Origin of the sequence: Parapedobacter sp. ISTM3 (assembly GCF_016533505.1) — a bacterium.
In the GTDB taxonomy this organism is placed as follows: Bacteria; Bacteroidota; Bacteroidia; order Sphingobacteriales; family Sphingobacteriaceae; genus Parapedobacter; species Parapedobacter luteus.
This window is the reverse complement of sequence record NZ_JAENGN010000002.1, coordinates 166,626-184,940: the sequence shown is the minus strand read 5'-3', so window position 1 is coordinate 184,940 and position 18,315 is coordinate 166,626. Positions and strand designations below refer to the sequence as shown.

Sequence of the window (18,315 nt, the reverse complement as noted above, 5' to 3'; positions counted from 1 at the left end):
GGCCCTCCCACCACAAAAAATTTAAAAAAATGTTCAAAACGACCTTACAAGCATTCATTACCGCAGCGAAGGGATTAGCTATCACGCTGGCGCACTTCATCGGCGCGCGCAGGTCTCGCCATGCGCTGGACATACGTAAGGCAGGTTATTTCGACAAACAGGAAGGGGTTACCACGGTACAATTCCCCAAGGAGAAGATGCCTATTCCCGAAGTAGCCCGCTACCAACTTGATGTGGAGATAGACGACTGCATTGTCTGCGACCTATGCGCCAAGGCCTGTCCCGTAGACTGCATCACCATCGAATCTGTCAAAGCCACAGGCGTCATCGGTAAAACTTCCGACGGTAGCGTCAAACGCTTATATGCTGCCAAATTTGATATCGACATGGCCAAATGCATGTATTGCGGACTATGCACGGTGGTATGTCCCACGGAATGCATCACCATGACGGACCTATACGATCGCAGTATGACCAATCTGGCGGAACTGACCTATTCCTTTGCGGAGATGAGCCCCCAGGAGATAGAAGAAAAAAAACGGGAATGGTCCCTATTCCAGGCCGAAAAGGAGGCGGCAAAAAGGAAATAGCTGGCTATGGAAACACTGGTATTTTACGGCTTTGCAGCCATGGCAATCGGTTCGGCCATCTTGTTGGTCAGTATGCGTAATATTGCCCGTGCGCTATTCTTGTTTTTTATCGTTCTTTTCTCGGTAGCGGGTTTATACGTTTTTGCCTTGGCCGACTTCATCGCTATCACACAACTGCTTATTTATGTGGGTGGTGTATTGGTATTACTGCTGTTTGCTTTCATGCTTTCTAATAAGGAGTTGCTCAACCAGCTCCAGCGTGGTGTATCCCACTTCTTCGCGATGCCGGTGTGGCAAGCGCTGTTGATTGCGGTTTCCTTCCTTGCGATATTAATCCATACCGCCATACAGGTTGGTGCGGATGAACCTGCCTGGATAACCGCTTCCAAAACGGCGGGGACGACCATCCAACCGGGGGACAACACTGTGCAACACATCGGTGTACAGGTGATGACCCAATACCTGCTGCCATTTGAAGTGGTCTCCATACTCCTGATGATGGCCTTAATCGGCGCGGCCCACCTGACTCGAAAGGAGGAGACGCCATGATTACACTCACGCACTTCCTGGTCGTCGGTGCCTGCCTGTTTTCAATCGGCCTTTATGCCGTCTTGGCACGCCGCAATGCGATCTTGGTATTGGTAGGCATTGAACTGATGATTAATGCGGCGATTGTGAACCTTGTGGCCTTCAGCCGCTATGATAAAGCGTTCTATGGTGGACAGGTTTTTGCGCTTTTTGCCATCGTACTGGCTGCGGCAGCGGTAGCCGTCGCATTGGCCATCATCCTGAATGTATATAAATTTTACAAATCGGTCAACCCCGAGGACATTAGAAACTTAAAAGATTAACAAAACGACATTGCCTAACCTCACACTGACATATCCGCTGTTGGCTGCCTTATCGGCGGTGTTGTTGCCTTTCGCGGGTTTTCTCCTTTCCATCGCACTGGGCAAAAAAGCCAGACATGGAACCGTGGCCATCGTTGCCATCTCCCTCAGCCTCCTGGCTGCAGGATATGCGTTCGCGCAGGTATGGGGCCATGATCCTATCCACGTACGCTGGCATTGGTTTACGATAGGCCAGCATGCGTTTCATGTAGGTCTACTTTTGGACAATGCCGCTGTGCTGATGCTCCTACTGGTCTGCCTTATCGCGCTGCCGGTCCACGCCTATTCCTTTGCCTATATGAAAGGCGACCCGGGCATCCACCGGTACTGGGCTTACTTAAGCTTATTTTGTTTTGCCATGCTTGGACTGGTGGTGGCCGACAACCTGTTGCTGATGTACATATTTTGGGAACTTGTAGGCTTTGCTTCCTACCTGCTCATTGGCTTCTGGTATACCCGGGATGCGGCGGCCCATGCCAACAAAAAAGCATTCATTATAAACCGTGTCGGTGATATCGGATTTCTCGTAGGCATTGCCATGGTCTATAGCAGTGTTGGCACACTGGACGTCCAGGCGCTTTTTGGCCCGCAAGGGGTGTTTGCTGCGCCTGCCGGGGCTGATATACCGGCTGCCAACGGGAAAGGCACCCTCACAGCCGGCTGGCTCACCGTCGCGGGATTTGCTTTTTTCCTCGGTGCTATGGCCAAGTCGGCACAATTCCCTTTTCATGTATGGCTGCCGGATGCCATGGAGGGGCCTACCTCCGTGTCGTCACTCATCCACGCAGCTACCATGGTGGCCGCCGGCGTCTTCCTGCTCGCCCGGGTGTTTCCGTTGTTCAACGAAGCGATGTTGCTGGTTATCGCCACCACCGGCACCATTACGGCTTTCGTCGCGGCCTATTTTGCGCTGACCCAATACGATATCAAAAAAATTCTGGCGTTTTCAACCATCTCACAACTGGGTTTCATGATGACCGGTATCGGTATCGGCATGTACCACATCGCGCTGTTTCACCTTGTCACCCACGCTTTTTTTAAATGCTTGCTTTTCCTGGCAGCGGGTGCCATCATCCACGAGATGCAGCACATGAAGGAAAAACATGGGCTGGCCATCGACCCACAGGATATCCGGTATATGGGCGGCCTGCGCAAGCGGATGCCTATAACGTTTGCTACCATGCTCATCGCATCACTTGCGTTGGTCGGCTTCCCGCTGACCGCTGGCTATCTTTCCAAGGATGCCCTGCTCGTGCATGCCTTTGAATGGGCCGCCCTGCAACGGGGGCCTGTCAGTGCCATCCCTTATGTGCTTGCCATCGTGAGCATACTGACCAGCTTTTATATTTTCCGTTTATTAGCTAAGGTGTTCTTTGCACGGCCGGCCGCCATATTGGCCAACAAGGGTGTCAGCGCGCATGAAGCCCCCCGGCAGATGCTGGTACCCATGGTGTTCCTCGCGTTTTGCTCGCTTTTTCCTTTATTCACGTTTAATCCGCTGAATGATGGACAGGTTTGGCTGCTGCAAGGCATCGCCGCGGAATTGCCTACATTGCCGCCACTCCGCCTGTTGCACCTGCTTGTGCCCATCTTGGCAACAATAACAACAATAATCGTGGCTGTGGTCGTTTGGCGCTGGTATATCCGCGGGCATTATCCACTCAACACTACAGGAGCGTTGTATCGGCTGTCCGAACGCCAAGGCTATGTAAACGAGCTATACGGTGCTGCCATTGTCCGTCCGCTGCTTAAATTGTCGGCCCTGCTGTGGTGGACGGATCGCCATGTGGTGGATGGCATCATAAACGGTATAGCGGCTGCGGGACGGGCGCTCGCAGGCATAACCACATGGATAGACCGGCACATCGTGGATGGCGCCGTCCGCCTGGTGGGTAAGCTGGCCTGGGGTGCCGGCAATGTGCTGAGACGTTCACAGACCGGCAGGGTACAGCAATACCTTGCCCTGGTATTTTTTATTATTCTGTTGATTTTGCTTTATCTTATATTCGCGCAAGCATGAACCCGCATTTATTGACCATACTGATTTTTTTGCCGCTGGCTGCCGCCATGTTGATGATGCTTGTGCCATCAACCAAAAAGACTGTTTATAAATACATCGCATTAATCACCGGGCTCCTTCAATTGCTATTGAGCGGGGCAATGTATTGGTTGTTTCACCCCAAGGGATCCGGCATTACGGAAGAAAGATTATACCAGTTTGTCGATCATGTGCCTTGGATACGGTTGGACATGGGCAGCCTTGGCCTGTTGGAAATCGACTATTATGTCGGCGTCGATGGCCTCTCCATGCCGTTTCTTTTCCTTACAGCGTTCGTGATGGTTATCGCAATTGGTGCTTCATGGGACATTCAAAAGCGTGTAAAAGGTTATTTCATCCTCCTGATGGTGTTGGATATGGCCGTGATGGGCGTATTCTCCGCCCTCGATTTTTTCCTATTTTACGTCTTTTATGAATTGATGCTGCTTCCCTTGTATTTCCTCATCGGCATTTGGGGCGGCGCGCGGCGCGAATATGCGGCCATCAAATTTTTCCTGTATACCTTATTTGGTTCGGTATTTATGCTTTTGGTCATTGTGGGGCTTTATTTCTCGGTGACCAATCCGGATACCGGCGCCCACACGTTCAACATGTTGCACATGATGAATCCGGCTAATTATGCCCCCGATTCCATCTTTTCGGCCTTTGCCCAGCGGGAATTGTTCGGCATCTCGGCCCGGTTGCTCGGCTTCATCGTTTTGTTCGTCGCCTTTGCCATTAAAGTACCTGTGGTACCACTGCACACCTGGCTGCCCGATGCGCACGTCGAAGCGCCTACGCCGATTTCGATCATCCTTGCGGGGATCTTGCTCAAAATCGGCGGATACGGTATCCTGCGGGTTTGCTTCAGCATTTTCCCTGATGCCGCATTGCAGTCTGCTTGGTGGTTGGGGCTCATCGGCGTGGTATCCATCATCTATGGGGCATTGGTCGCCCTGGGCCAGCGCGACCTGAAGCGCATGATCGCCTACTCGTCTGTGTCGCATATGGGTTTCGTAATGCTCGGTATAGCCTCCTTCACCGTGGAAGGCACTGCTGGGGCAGTATTCCAGCTAATCAGCCATGGCTTCCTATCGGCGGCGCTGTTTTTTCTCGTCGGCATGCTGTACGACCGCGTGCACGATCGCGATATCTACCATTTCCGGGGGCTGGCAAGCCTGATGCCCCGGTTTACGGTATTTGTGGCCATCACATTCTTCGCATCACTGGGGCTACCCGGTTTCTCGGCATTCATTGGGGAGGCATTCGTTATCATCGGGGCATTCAACGCTGAGGGTTTGCATGGTCTGCTGCCACGATGGATGGCCATTGGCGGATCGATTGGCATCCTGCTTAGTGCGGTATATTTCCTTTGGACGCTGCAACGAATGTTTTTTGGGCAGCTCCGTGTCAAGGGTGGCAACGCGTGGGTGGCAGCCCTCTCCGATGCCTCCCCGCGCGAGACATTCGTCATGGTGCCGATGCTTGCCCTGACACTGGCATTGGGTGTATATCCGGCCTTAGCCTTGGATAACATCAACGCATCAGTATTGGCGCTGGTGGAGCTGGTAACAGGAGTAGATCATTGAAACGACTAATAGGTTGTGAGCTTAGGCGCTAAGCCATAAACTTGGACTGTAAGCTGTAAAGACATATAATGACCGAGCTTTTACCCAATATAAGCAACAAACTGGACCATGTCCTCGCAGGGCTGCCGATGCTGCTGCCCGAACTGGTCCTGACAGCAACGTTCCTTACAGGCATAGGTGCCGGGTTGTTTGCCGACCGTTATTGGCGGCACGCCTCGTTTGCTGTCACCACGGTTGGCATTGTGCTTGCCGGGGTGTGCAGCGCCTGGCAACTGGCATTACCCGCTGTCGACAATCTGCTGTTCGGGATGGCGACGATGGATGCCTTTGGCCGTTATGCCCGTCTGCTGACCGCTGCCGTTTGCTTGCTGTTCATACTGTTTGCAAAAGCAAATCCGGGATTCAACGCACATCGGAAGAAGACGTCCGATTTATACAGCATCTTGCTGGCCGTACATATCGGCCTCAATCTCATGGGAGTGGCCACCAATTGGCTGATGGTCTTCGTGGCTATAGAAATGGTGTCCATCGGTTCTTACCTCATGGTGGGATACCTCGCCAAGGAGGCCCGGCAGACCGAAGCCGCCATGAAGTACGTGCTATTTGGTTCGGTATGTTCCGCCGTGATGCTATACGGCCTATCATTTATGTACGGCTTCACGGGCGATCTCAATTTTACGTCAGCCGCCCATATCCAAGGACTGGAAGGTACCGCTCCCCTGCTCGTTGCTACGGCGTTGCTGTTCGTCTTCACAGGCATCGGGTTCAAGCTGTCGTTTGTGCCTTTCCACTTCTGGACCCCCGACGTATACCAGGGGGCGTCTACGCCTGTGACGGCGTTCCTTTCCACCGCGCCGAAAATTGCGGGCGTGGCTTTGCTGGCGCGAATACGCTATGCCTGGCCTGCAGACAGCGATGCTTTCCAGTACTTACATACCCTGATACTGGTATCAGCTATCGTGACTATGCTGCTTGGCAACCTCGCCGCGCTGCGCCAAACCAACGTGAAGCGGATGATGGCTTACTCTTCTATCGGCCATACCGGTTTTCTCATGATGGCGGTACTGGCCTACTCATCCGGGGAATTTGCCATTCTCTTGTTTTACCTTGCTGTATATGCGCTGATGAATATGGGCGTATTCATGCTGGCCGATTACATTGAAGCACGCACGGGTGCAGTCGACGTCGACGAGTACCGCGGATTGGGTAAGGTACTTCCCACGGCCTTCGTCAGCTTCGTCATCCTGCTGATATCGCTTACCGGTCTACCCCCCACCGCAGGGTTCGTCGCCAAACTACTCGTATTCAGTGCGGTATTCAACAATTGGCAGCTGACGGGCAACGCCGGCATGCTGTTGCTGCTCATCGTTGGCGCGCTTACTACCGTCATTTCTCTCTTTTATTACTTCAAGGTGCCATTGCATGCATTTCTACGGCAACCGGAACAGGAAAGGGAAACCCTGCCCGCGCACCCCATTGTCGTTGGCCTGGCCCTACTTATGGCCGCGGCTGTATTGCTGCTGGGCATTTTCCCGGGTTGGTTGATGGCCTAACTTTGCCTGTATGCTTGGCCAACACATCATCGCTTTTTATTCTGACAGCATAAAGCAGCGTGTAAGAGTCCGTTATTCCGGCACTACCGCCCAAATGGTATTGGCGGCATCGTCTGTCACCAACAGGTAGCCTTGTTGCGTGAAGGTCACGCCCACCGGACGGCCATATACCTCGCCTTTTTCCGCATCGGCGATGAACCCGGAGAGAAAATCCTCCGGCATACCGGTCGGCTTGCCATTATCAAAAGGTACGTAGACGACTTTATAGCCCACCAATTCGGAGCGATTCCACGACCCATGCTGGCCAATGTAAGCACCCGACGGGAATCCTTCATGTTTACTGAAAGCCAGTCCCAGCGATGCCGTATGTGATCCCAGGGCATAATCTGGCACAATGCTTTTGGCAACCAAATCCTCATGTTGTCCTTTCCAATTCGGGTCGGGATGCTTGCCCCAATAAGCATAGGGCCATCCGTAAAAACCGCCCTCCTGTACAGCTGTGATATAATCCGGCACCAACGCATCGCCCAGTTCGTCGCGCTCATTGACAGCCGTCCAAAGCACACCGGTTTGCGGTTCCCAATCCATACCTACCGGATTGCGCAGGCCCGATGCGAAGATACGTTCGCCCGTGCCATCCGGGGCGACCTCGATAATGTTTGCCCGCCGGACTTCATGCTCCATGCCGTTTTCACCCACATTGCTGCCGGATCCGACCGAAATATAAATTTTGCTCCCATCGGCATTGGCAACGATATTGCGTGTCCAATGGTTGTTATATCCGCCAGCCGGCAGCGCCAGCAGCTTCTCCCCTTCGGCCACGATACTCGATGCTTCCGGGTCATAGGGGAACCGCCACAGCCCATCGGTATTTGCTACATAGAAATAGTCGCCCAGTACAAGCATACCGAAGGGCTGGTTCAAGCCGTCCAGATAAACGCGCTGCAAGTCGGGTTTGGCATCGCCGTCCGTATCCCTGAGGAGAATGATTTGATGCGAGCTGACCGCCAGGTTTTCGTTTCGGGATTTGGCTTTCCCGCTGACCAAATCTTTGATGCGTTCGGCACCACGTTTCACCGTGCGCGCTTCTGACACAAAAATGTCGCCATTCGGTGCTTGGTAAATCCATCGCGGGCTATTCAGCTTATCGGCAAACTTTACGACCCGATAGCCTTCCGGGGCGGTCGGCTTCTGCCCCTCCGGCCAACCAATAACCTTGGACAACTTGGTTGCCGACGGCGTCGCCATCGGCTGCGGCAGCGTTACATCCGTCCCATACTCGACAACTTCCTGCGTAAATGCACTCGAAATCGGATAAGCAGATACTGCCATACAGCAGACAAAAAACCTGAAAAACGTGCCAGACAATAATTTGGGTGACTTCTTCATATTGCGATTTACCTAATGCTTGATTACATCGTAGCCAACAACTGGCTATCGCAAATGTTTGTCTTTCCGTTGCGGATTTGACGGAAACTGGCAGTGGTTAGTACTACAACAGGATAGCTTTCAGGATAGCCTGCGCACGATCGCCCCAGTTTTTCAGGCTTGATTCGAGTTGGGTGCGCAATTCGCGGTAGTCAACGGCCTTGCCCTTTTTAGGGGCTTCCAGTTCTTTCGCCGACACCGGGCGATCGTCCACTTTGGTCGCGAAATAGGTAGTATTTTCATAGGGAAGGGCTATGCCCAGGATCAAACCGGGCAAGCCGGTAAATGATTCGGGACCTCCGGTCACCGGAATCTGATCGGTATAAAAAGCAACCACGTAAACGGAATCCAGCACCAGGGCATTGGCCCGCCGGCATTCGTACCCCGCAATCTCCCGGGTCTCATTGGTAAGCCGCCACTGGATGCGCCTCGTGCTATCCGTAATCAGGTAGGTTTCCTCGTAAACACTTTTCTGGCTGATACTTTGTCCGGCAATCAAGTCCGTAACGATGATATTGCCCAAATCGACAGACGGATCATTGCCAAGGAACCCGGTACTGGAGCCCGGCGCGGCATGGGGCCAAAACCGTGTTTTTCCATCCGCGAAGGCCAGGCTGTATTTGAACGATTTGAACTGCGGATTGGTCTTCCGGTATTGTTCGAAAGCCTGTTCCATGAATGAGTTGTCGCCTATCCGGCTTTTGATTTTCGCGTACATATTGACCCGTTTTTCGAATTCGACGACACCGCTCTCGACAAAGCGGGCGTACTGCGCCCGCAGCGGCTGGGATACAGTCATGAATACAACTAAACAGGCCAACAGGTGAAACGTATTCTTCTTCATATCGCTAATTTTGTATGGATACGCCGCCCATCTTATTGAAATCCCATGTAAGGGAGAACATCAGGTAGCGTGTAATGGTCGTATAGCTGTTCTGCGAAAGCATGTTGTTGCTGGCATAACGGCTAAAGCCCACGTTTTGCTTAAGCAGGTCGTTGACCCCCACAGAAAGGCGGAGTGTCTCATCTTTCAGGAACTTCTTGCTGACCGATGCATTGATAATAAACCGTTCAAACTCTTCATCAAATGACTGGGTGGCCGCCGTATAGGTATATTGGCCATCGGATGTAATCTGAAACTTCCAGGGCAGGTAAACATTGAAAGTGTAGTTACCGTTTAACCCCCAACCATTGTTATTTTGCTGCCGTTGCAACGATGATTCGCCATGGGTATAGGTTGGGCCGAAATTGATGAAGAAATCATACTTATTTTGGATATACTGCCGGATATTGACACTTCCGCCGTAGCTCGAGCTTTGGGTCTTATTCAATTCGCCGTTGGTCAGGTTATAATAGACGTTGCCATTCATATTGAGCCCGGCACCGACATTGAGATTCCATTTTTTCAGGTTCTTACTGAAGTTTGAATAGAAGAAATAATTGATGGGCGATTGATTATCCAGGTTTGCATACTGGAACGTGCTGCGGCCTACCGAGTCGGTAAACGTGTTGCTGACGATTGGGTTGTGCGTGTTGGAAAAGCTCCCCGAAAAAAATACGTATTGATTGCCGAGCACTTTGAATGAATTGTACGATACGTTGAAGCGGTTGGTGTACGACGGTTTCAAATCCGGGTTGCCGAGTACGATGTTCATGGGATCATCGTTCACCCGCACAGGCTGGATTTGATTGATAGACGGTTGTGTATTGTTGCCGTTATAAGATAGCGTAAACGACTTCTGCTGGGAAAACCGATATTGCCACCGCAATTGCGGATTGTGATTGGTGAAACTGCGTTCGAAGCGGCTATCAGCATACCGATCCGTTTGATCAAACCGAACCCTGCTGATCCGTGTCCCGAAATTGACTGTAGATTTGCCCTTTTTGAAATTAACGATGGCTCCCAACTGGTTTGACAGTTGATTGAGTTTAAAATCGTTGCTGAATAAGGAATCCAGGTCCACGTAATTGCCGGCACCCACCGGATTGAACGATTGCCTCACTGACGTGCCGTTGCTTGCTGTGAGGCGATAATTCAAGACCAAGGCAAGTGCCTGCGAGAGGGGTTCGGAATAGGTGACATTGGAATTGAACACCATGCTGTTGTTGTCGTTGATCTTGAGCTGATCGATTATCCAAACACTATCTACCGTACCACGTTCATAGAACGTGTTTTCCGAATACAAAAATCCCTGTGCGTTGCTTTGCTCGATCGTTTCGTTGAGTTCCCAAGAGAGTGTCCGTCCCTGTTTCCGGAGCTTTTTGGTCCACAATGCGGTCACGAAAGCGCTGAGTCCTTCGGTATCATTGGTGGTACGGCGCATCGACTGATTGAGCATGCCACCTGTTCCGTCGGTACCCGTCGACTGGTTGAACCCGCTGGTCTCGCCCTTTCGGAGGGTCCCGTCCACAGTCACTTTCAACGTGGAGGTCGAATCAAACTGTGTTTCAAAGATAGCTCCGCCGCGCTGCCGGAATATCCGGCGATCGAACGCCTCGTCGGAGACGGTATTGATGGTCCCCGTGGGCAGGTTATTTTGCGTGATGGTATTGTTGGTGCCTTCGACGCTTAGTTCGCCGATTTTATAGTTCCCGTTGATGGATTGCCTACCGTCGTTCCATTTGTTGCTGTAGAACGCGCCCCCGTTCAACGCAGAGGGAATTCCGCGGCCGTCATACCGGCCGCCCCAGGATTCGATATCGTCCTGGCCGCCCGTCATCATAATCATGATGCCACCGTCTTCCATCAAGCTCGTACTGCCGGATGGCGAATAGCGGTCGGCATCCTGCCAGCTCAACCCTGTCCGCCCCGTGTTGCCGAGCGTGCCGAATGCCGAAAACCGCTGCTTATTATTGAAACGGTTGAACATCGCCTGGCCTTGGTAGAAGTCTTTATTGCCAACACCCGCATCTACTTTACCAAAATGCCCCGTCTTCTTATCTTCCTTAAGGACGATATTGAGTGTTTTCGACCGTTCGCCATCGTCTACCCCAGTAAACTCGGCTTGGTCGCTCCGTTTGTCATAAAGCTGTACTTTATCAACCATGTCGCCGCGAAGATTTCGGGTGACCAAGGTCGGGTCATCACCGAAAAACTCCTCGCCATCCACCAATACTTTATTGACCGTCTGCCCTTGGGCAGTGATTTTACCATCCTGATCGACTTGGATACCCGGCAATTGCTGGAGCAAATCTTCCACCTTCGAATTGGGCTGGATGGTGAAACTGGCGGCATCATATTCCGTTGTATCCCCCCGAATCGTGATGGCCTGCCGGCGACTGACCAATACCTCTTCCAACAGCTTGGAGCGGAGCACCAACCCCAAATTGCCAAAATCCAGCACCTTGGTCGCACTGTCCAAGGTAAACCGCTCCACATAGTCGGCATACTCGGGAAACGTGGCGAAAAGGATGTACTCACCTGCATCCAGCCCCTCCAGTTGGAAATTGCCCGACGCGTCCGTACGGGTAAACGTATAAAGCATGGAATCCTGGGCGTGCACAAGCACAATGGACGATTTGGCCAGTTTAATGCTGGATGCCGTATCCACCACCGTACCTTTGATGGCATAGCCTTCCTGAGCTACCGAAAACAACCAGCATGAACATACCGCTAACAGCGTAACGAGGAATCGCTTCATAAATCGGGGTTTAATGCATATATTAGGTATCTTACCTTCTACTGATTACGTGCTGGATTATTTCAGGCTGCCTCTAATCGTGTATACTATTTCCAACTGTCGCAAATATAAAACTAAAAAAATAGTTTCAAAACAAATTATCATTTTTAACAGTCATTGCCACGCCTACGGTACGTCAGGCAAACGCTATCAAGCCGATGCTCCGAGGCTTTTGACGCAGTTGCGGGCAATATGTTGCATAAACAAGCAGCATAAATTACAGAAATCTGAACGCTGATGTACCCTCATGAGCGACTGCTATTTGTCTATATTTGGCAAATTACCTAAGTTTGCCGGAAAGCCTCTTACTATGCAGAAGATCAAAGAATATGTGAAAGCGAACCAGCAGCGCTTTTTGGATGAGTTGTTTGCGTTACTCCGTTTTCCGTCCGTGAGCGCAGACCCGCAATATGCAGCCGATGTGCGAGACACGGCGGAATACGTTGCCCAAAAATTACGGGATGCGGGGGCCGATAACGTGGAAGTATGCGCTACCGCCGGCCATCCTATCGTATACGGCGAGAAAATAATCGACCCCAACAAGCCCACGGTACTGGTATACGGCCATTATGATGTGCAACCCCCGGACCCGTTGGAGTTATGGGAGACCCCACCGTTTGAGCCTACGGTACGCGATGGCAAAATATTTGCCCGGGGCGCATGTGACGACAAAGGACAGTTTTACATGCACGTCAAGGCGTTTGAACTGATGCAAGCGACAGGTACCCTGGCCTGCAATGTCAAATTCATGATTGAAGGGGAAGAAGAAGTAGGTTCGGATAACTTGGGCGTGTTTGTAAAAGCCAATAAAGCGCGTTTGGCAGCCGACGTGGTACTCATCTCCGATACAGCGATGATCAGCTTGGAGACTCCTTCGCTGGAAACCGGACTCCGCGGCCTTTCTTACCTTGAAGTGGAGGTGACAGGCCCCAACCGCGACCTGCACTCCGGTGTATATGGCGGTGCTGTGGCCAACCCGATTACTATCCTGGCCAAACTCATCGCTTCGTTGCATGATGAAAACAACCGCATCACCATCCCCGGCTTTTATGACGATGTAGCTGAGCTCAGTGACGCGGAACGCAACGCGCTGAACGAGGCACCATTTGACGAAGATGAATACAAGCAGGATCTTGGCATAAAGGCACTTTGGGGCGAAAAGGGATACTCCACCATTGAACGCACTGGGATACGCCCCACGCTTGAAGTCAATGGCATCTGGGGCGGATATATCGGCAAAGGTGCCAAAACGGTGCTGCCATCAAAGGCATATGCTAAGATTTCGATGCGGCTGGTGCCCAACCAAGATTCAGCCACCATCACCGCCCTGTTCACCAAACAGTTCGAACGCATCGCACCCGACTATGTATCCGTGAAGGTGACGCCCCACCATGGTGGCCAGCCGGCGGTGACACCGACCGACAGCCCAGCCTACCGAGCCGCCGAGAAGGCGATTGAGGAGGCCTTTGGCAAGAAACCTATCCCCACGCGGGGCGGCGGAAGCATTCCCATCGTATCGTTGTTTGAAGACGAATTGGGATTGAAAACCGTACTGATGGGCTTTGGGCTGGACAGCGACAACCTGCATTCGCCCAACGAAAAGTATGACATCGCCAATTATTTCAAAGGGATAGAAACGATTCCGCTGTTTCACAAGTATTTCGCGGAATTAAGCTAACTTCGGGGGGCTTGAAGGGGATGATACACGTGATAAGAAAAATGCACAGATGCCTCTATTTGGCATCTGTTTTAGTTTTCTTTGCCCTCTTTTATCCGTTATTGAAGTTTTTGGCCCGCAATCCCGAACGCCATTCGCGAAGCATCGCACGTTGCCGCCGGGCCATTGGCTTTTTAAGCTCGGTATGTGTCGGAATAATTTACAGATTCCGATTTGAAACGTCCATCGATTGGTCGCGCCCATACGTCATTTGTGCGAACCACACTTCCAACCTGGACATTACGGCGTTGGTGTTGCTCTGTCCGGCTGATTTTTCCTTCATGGGAAAAATCGAGCTGTTGGACAATCCGGTGACGGGTATGTTTTTCAAGACAATCGATATTCCGCTGAACCGGCAAAGCAAAATCTCCGCCTTCAAGGCGTTCAAACGCGCCGACGGATACCTCCGAAAAGGACGAAGTATGGCTATCTTTCCCGAGGGGCATATCGGTGAAGAATACCCGCCCCGCCTGTATGACTTTAAAAACGGCCCCTTCAAATTAGCCATCGAAACGCAAGCGCCCATCATACCGGTCATTATCCACAATGCATGGAAAATTTTCTGGGATGATGCCAAAGCCTACGGAAGCCGGCCGGGAGTCATCGATATCGAAGTCCTGAAGCCAGTGGAGACCGCCGGCCTTGGATTGGACCAAGCCGATCAACTGCGGGATGAAGTCCACCAGCTGATAAAAAAACGCTGGGTCAGAATAGGAGGCTTGTAACTTTTGCTATATTCGTACGTCTTAAGGAAAAGAAAAATTTATGTCGCATCAGGCCCTCATTCAAATCAAGGATATCGGACGCAAATATGTCATCGGCTCGGAAACCATCCACGCACTGAAGTCAGTGACGCTTGAAATCAATAAAGGTGAATTTGTTGCTCTCATGGGGCCATCGGGCTCCGGCAAATCGACCTTGATGAATATCCTTGGTTGCCTGGACACACCCACGCGGGGAGAGTATATCCTCAACGGCATCAATGTGAGCGACATGAGTGATGATGAACTTGCCGAAGTGCGCAACAAGGAGATCGGCTTTGTATTCCAAACATTCAACCTGCTGCCACGCTCCACTTCCCTGGACAATGTCGCATTGCCCTTGGTTTACGCCGGATACAGCAAGAAGAAACGGGATGAAATGGCACAACGGGCCTTAGAAAGTGTCGGTTTAGGAAACCGTGTTGACCATAAGCCCAACGAGCTTTCCGGTGGTCAGCGCCAACGGGTGGCTGTAGCCCGGGCCTTGATCAATAACCCGTCTATCATCCTTGCCGATGAGCCTACCGGTAACCTGGATACGAAGACGTCGATCGAAATCATGGGGCTGATGGAAGAAATCCACTCCCGCGGTAATACCATCATCCTTGTCACACACGAAGAAGACATTGCGCAACATGCACACCGGATTGTCCGCATGCGGGACGGCCTGGTGGAAGACGACTACCCCAACAAAGACATCAAAAGTGTATCGCCACGGCTCGCTGCTTTACGGGAAAAAGGAACCGATTTTGAAAACATTTAGCCGTGTACTTGACGCGCGTTATTCCTCATTTTTACGGTTTCCCGTTGCCGCTTTTGCTGAAAAAGCGGCATTTTTTACGCAAAAACAACGCCTTAACACCAAACAACCAGCTGTTAACCAACAACTTAAACGAATATTAAAAAATATTGACAAAAAATTTAAAAATCATAATTGAAATATTATATTTTTGCGCAAAATTGGAACTTAAATTGACAAGTTATGTATTGGACACTCGAGTTAGCCTCACATTTGGAAGATGCACCTTGGCCGGCAACAAAAGACGAGCTTATTGATTATGCCATACGCTCAGGTGCTCCAGTGGAAGTAATCGAAAATTTGCAAGCCCTGGAGGACGATGGTGAGCCTTATGAAAATATAGAAGAAATTTGGCCCGACTATCCGACCAAGGATGACTTCTTCTTTAACGAAGATGAATATTGACACATAGCCGCCCCGCACGATAAAGTCCGGGGCGGTTGTGTTTTTGTACCGATAATTACGACATCCTAAATCGGCAACCGGACTGGCAATTGATGTAATTTTATCTCATACCGAGGGTTTGCTTCGCTGCGATGTGTTTATTAGTCTTTACTTTTCTCGGTTGTATCCGTTTCGGCCTGGATACCATCGTTACCGGAACGTCCAACAAATCACGGATAACTACCGATGCACACACGCCGCCGAACGCAGCCGGCAGATAGGAAATCGTACCGTAGGCCGAACGCTTGAAATTGCTGCCGTCGGTCATCACTAATGAATCGCGCTTTACCTCCTCGACCGAAAACACGGCCTTGACGTTACCGGCATTGGCCAACTTTTTCAGCCGCTTCCGTACATATTGCGCAAATACGCACTGATAGGTCTCCGGCAGCCACGTGACGCGTATCATCGTGGGATCGAGCTTCCCTCCCGCACCCATCGAGCTGACGATTGGCACGCCCGAATGCAAGGCGGTGGACAACAATGTGACCTTTGGCGTGATGCTGTCGATGCAGTCCATGACGTAGTCATACGGCTTGCTCAGTATTTCCCGGCATTTCTGCGGGGTAAGGAAGTCCTGCACGACGTGTAACTTCAGATTGGGGTTAATAGCCAGCAATCGCTCTTCCATGATACGCGCTTTACTTGCGCCGTGATTGGTCGCCAGCGCTGGCAATTGGCGGTTGCGGTTGGAAGGATCGACTACATCCCCGTCGACAATGGTCATCTCCCCTACTCCCGCCCGGCAGATAAACTCTGCGGCAAAAGATCCCACGCCGCCAAGCCCCACCACTAAAACGTGTTTCTGTTGTAACAGCGCTATTCCGTCATCGCCCACGAGCAACGCCGAACGCGATAACCAGCTAATATCGATCATTTAAGTCAGTTGAATTTTTTTCCAGCTGGCAAAAATAGCATCTTTCAGGTCATCTAGCGCCATATTGCGCAAAAAAGCGGCTTGCTCATAAATGGCTTGTATGTTTACTCCGCTATCATCCGTCTCGAGAAAAAAAGGCGGCGCCAGCTGCCGGATGGTCTTCGCCGCATTGCTGGTTTCTTCCATTATTGCCGCACCAAACGAAAGGTAAAAACCTTGCCGTAATAGCTGGCCAGCCAAGGCCGGCGACTTGTTAAAACCGTGCACAATCATCGGTACTTTGGCAGCGTAGCGTTTGCCGTAGGACTGTAGCTCGTCAAATGCCCGCACACAATGAATAATCATCGGCTTATTGTGCCTCACAGCCAGTACGGCCTGCCGCTCGAAGGCGGCTTGCTGGATAGGCATAGCGGGGCCGCGCAGCCGGTCGAAGCCACATTCGCCCACCAGCTTGACTTGGGCGTGATCGATGTGGTGTGCCAGTACTTCCATCTGCGATTCCAGGTTTTCTTCGGTAAGATACCAAGGGTGTAGGCCGAGGGAGATCCAGGTATTTACCGACGTTGGTTTTTCGTGCAACGGCAGGACATTATAAATTACCGAGGCGCCGGCCGAATGTGGCGCACCACGATGAGCATGGATGTCAAAAAAAGGCACAAGCATACGCTATAAATCGAGTCAAATTTCAACTATTTATTTCACTTCCTTGCATCTTTCAAAACAAAAACGCATATTTGCGTCAAACGAAATGAATTGTAAAAACGAGCATATTACTTGGTGGTGGCACAGCAATTAAATGTTGTGGCAATCGCCTATTATGACAAGTAATCATGTTACTGAAATATATAGCGGCTTGCCCATATCGGCAGGCTTTTTTTATGTGTTATCAACAGTGAAACCTGCAAATGAAACAGATACTAGCGCATTTATTCGAATTCAAAACATTCACCAAACGTGAAGCGTATGAAATACTGATCCATATCGCTTCAGGAAAATACAACAACTCGCAGATAGCGGCATTTATGACCGCATATGGGATGAGAAGTATTCGGGTGGAAGAGCTGGAAGGGTTCCGCGATGCGATGTACGATCTTTGCCTGCAACTGGATTTTCCGGGTTATCAGCTAATCGACCTGTGCGGCACTGGCGGGGACGGGAAAAACACGTTTAATATTTCCACGCTCGCTTCTTTCGTGGTGGCCGGAGCGGGATATCCTGTGGCCAAACACGGCAATTATGGTGTATCTTCGGGATGCGGGTCGTCCAATGTCATGGAGTATCTCGGATACCGGTTTACGAACGACAGGGATGACATCAACCGGCAACTGGATGAGGCAAACATTTGTTTCCTCCATGCGCCGCTGTTCCATCCGGCAATGAAAACCGTGGCACCTATCCGCCGTGAGTTGGGCGTAAAAACCTTTTTCAATATGATTGGACCTCTGGTGAACCCCACGAACCCCCGCTACCAATCCGTCGGCGTATTCAGCCTCGAACTGGCACGCCTCTACGGCTACCTCTATCAGCAGACGAACAAGCAGTATACGATTCTCCATGCACTTGATGGATACGATGAAATCTCGTTGACAGGCGATTTTAAAACCGTTACCAACAAGGGTGAACATTTCTATACCATTGAGCAACTTGGCTTTACGCCGCAATCCGCTCAAAGCATACACGGGGGCGAAACCATAGCGGATGCCGCAAAAATATTTACTATGGTCATCAATGGCGATGGTACTGCGGAACAAAACAACGTGGTCCTCGCTAATGCGGCGATTGCCATACAGACCATCCATCCGGAGAAGAGTTTCGGCGACTGTTACTACGAAGCAGAGGCATCATTATTGGGTAAGAAAGCCTTGGGTAGTTTTAACAGGTTAGTTAATGGAGCATAGGTAGGAAGCGATATGCACAGTGGGCAACTATGGCCCGGCGCAAGGCATAAA

General features: G+C 51.1%; 17 protein-coding genes. 12 read left to right on the top strand and 5 right to left on the bottom strand.

All coding sequences use genetic code 11. The annotated features are described in order from the left end of the window. The first annotated feature begins 29 nt into the window (after positions 1 to 29). From JHJ32_RS03515 to JHJ32_RS03490, 6 genes are all read left to right on the top strand, one after another. Positions 30 to 590, top strand: coding sequence for a 4Fe-4S binding protein (locus JHJ32_RS03515; protein ID WP_200119890.1), 561 nt, complete (start codon positions 30 to 32; stop codon positions 588 to 590). 6 nt (positions 591 to 596) lie between these two features. Then, positions 597 to 1,139 (top strand): NADH-quinone oxidoreductase subunit J, encoded by a 543-nt coding sequence (locus tag JHJ32_RS03510; protein WP_233632456.1) that lies wholly within the window; start codon positions 597 to 599, stop codon positions 1,137 to 1,139. After that, positions 1,136 to 1,441 (top strand): NADH-quinone oxidoreductase subunit NuoK, encoded by a 306-nt coding sequence (nuoK, locus tag JHJ32_RS03505; protein ID WP_079716772.1) that lies wholly within the window; start codon positions 1,136 to 1,138, stop codon positions 1,439 to 1,441. The genes JHJ32_RS03510 and nuoK overlap by 4 nt, the downstream gene beginning before the upstream one ends. A 10-nt stretch (positions 1,442 to 1,451) precedes the next feature. Beyond that, positions 1,452 to 3,500 carry an NADH-quinone oxidoreductase subunit L gene (gene nuoL / locus JHJ32_RS03500; RefSeq protein ID WP_200119889.1) on the top strand — a complete coding sequence of 683 codons (2,049 nt, stop codon included), beginning with the start codon at positions 1,452 to 1,454 and terminating at the stop codon, positions 3,498 to 3,500. After that, positions 3,497 to 5,107: a NuoM family protein gene (locus tag JHJ32_RS03495; protein ID WP_200119888.1), complete on the top strand. Its 1,611-nt coding sequence runs from the start codon at positions 3,497 to 3,499 to the stop codon at positions 5,105 to 5,107. Before nuoL ends, JHJ32_RS03495 begins: the two co-directional genes overlap by 4 nt. A gap of 68 nt (positions 5,108 to 5,175) precedes the next feature. Further along, entirely contained in the window at positions 5,176 to 6,660 is a 1,485-nt protein-coding gene (locus tag JHJ32_RS03490; RefSeq protein ID WP_200119887.1) for an NADH-quinone oxidoreductase subunit N, read from the top strand. A gap of 72 nt (positions 6,661 to 6,732) precedes the next feature. Here JHJ32_RS03490 and JHJ32_RS03485 read toward each other — a convergent pair whose 3' ends face one another. The 3 genes from JHJ32_RS03485 to JHJ32_RS03475 all read right to left on the bottom strand — a co-directional run bounded on the left by JHJ32_RS03485 (position 6,733) and on the right by JHJ32_RS03475 (position 11,729). Further along, the gene (locus JHJ32_RS03485) at positions 6,733 to 8,049 is read right to left on the bottom strand and encodes a sorbosone dehydrogenase family protein (protein ID WP_233632455.1); all 1,317 of its coding nucleotides are present in this window, start codon (positions 8,047 to 8,049) and stop codon (positions 6,733 to 6,735) included. A 103-nt stretch (positions 8,050 to 8,152) separates the two neighbouring features. After that, a complete protein-coding gene (locus tag JHJ32_RS03480; RefSeq protein WP_200119886.1) occupies positions 8,153 to 8,932 on the bottom strand; it encodes a GLPGLI family protein in 780 nt (259 codons plus the stop codon). Between the two features lie 4 nt (positions 8,933 to 8,936). Continuing rightward, the gene (locus JHJ32_RS03475) at positions 8,937 to 11,729 is read right to left on the bottom strand and encodes an outer membrane beta-barrel family protein (RefSeq protein ID WP_200119885.1); all 2,793 of its coding nucleotides are present in this window, start codon (positions 11,727 to 11,729) and stop codon (positions 8,937 to 8,939) included. Between the two features lie 349 nt (positions 11,730 to 12,078). Here JHJ32_RS03475 and JHJ32_RS03470 point away from each other — a divergent pair, with 349 nt between their 5' ends. The 5 genes from JHJ32_RS03470 to JHJ32_RS03450 are packed head-to-tail and all read left to right on the top strand — an operon-like array spanning position 12,079 to position 15,450. Beyond that, positions 12,079 to 13,446 (top strand): dipeptidase, encoded by a 1,368-nt coding sequence (locus JHJ32_RS03470; RefSeq protein WP_200119884.1) that lies wholly within the window; start codon positions 12,079 to 12,081, stop codon positions 13,444 to 13,446. A gap of 41 nt (positions 13,447 to 13,487) precedes the next feature. After that, positions 13,488 to 14,210, top strand: a complete 723-nt coding sequence (locus JHJ32_RS03465; RefSeq protein WP_233632454.1) for a 1-acyl-sn-glycerol-3-phosphate acyltransferase — start codon at positions 13,488 to 13,490, stop codon at positions 14,208 to 14,210. Positions 14,211 to 14,250: 40 nt separating this feature from the next. After that, on the top strand, positions 14,251 to 15,009 hold the full coding sequence (locus JHJ32_RS03460; RefSeq protein ID WP_079716781.1) for an ABC transporter ATP-binding protein: 759 nt from the start codon (positions 14,251 to 14,253) through the stop codon (positions 15,007 to 15,009). Further along, positions 14,996 to 15,184 (top strand): hypothetical protein, encoded by a 189-nt coding sequence (locus tag JHJ32_RS03455; RefSeq protein ID WP_200119881.1) that lies wholly within the window; start codon positions 14,996 to 14,998, stop codon positions 15,182 to 15,184. Before JHJ32_RS03460 ends, JHJ32_RS03455 begins: the two co-directional genes overlap by 14 nt. A 44-nt stretch (positions 15,185 to 15,228) precedes the next feature. Beyond that, the gene (locus JHJ32_RS03450; protein WP_002996718.1) at positions 15,229 to 15,450 is read left to right on the top strand and encodes a DUF2795 domain-containing protein; all 222 of its coding nucleotides are present in this window, start codon (positions 15,229 to 15,231) and stop codon (positions 15,448 to 15,450) included. A 100-nt stretch (positions 15,451 to 15,550) separates the two neighbouring features. Here the strand turns inward: JHJ32_RS03450 and JHJ32_RS03445 are convergent, their stop codons facing one another. Together JHJ32_RS03445 and JHJ32_RS03440 are read right to left on the bottom strand one after the other, a co-directional pair. Then, entirely contained in the window at positions 15,551 to 16,366 is an 816-nt protein-coding gene (locus JHJ32_RS03445) for a ThiF family adenylyltransferase (RefSeq protein WP_200119879.1), read from the bottom strand. Next, positions 16,367 to 17,029, bottom strand: coding sequence for a TatD family hydrolase (locus JHJ32_RS03440; protein WP_200119878.1), 663 nt, complete (start codon positions 17,027 to 17,029; stop codon positions 16,367 to 16,369). A 242-nt stretch (positions 17,030 to 17,271) separates the two neighbouring features. On the opposite strand from JHJ32_RS03440, the gene trpD reads away from it, so the two are divergent. Further along, on the top strand, positions 17,272 to 18,264 hold the full coding sequence (trpD, locus tag JHJ32_RS03435; protein ID WP_200119877.1) for an anthranilate phosphoribosyltransferase: 993 nt from the start codon (positions 17,272 to 17,274) through the stop codon (positions 18,262 to 18,264). The last annotated feature ends 51 nt before the right edge of the window (positions 18,265 to 18,315 follow it).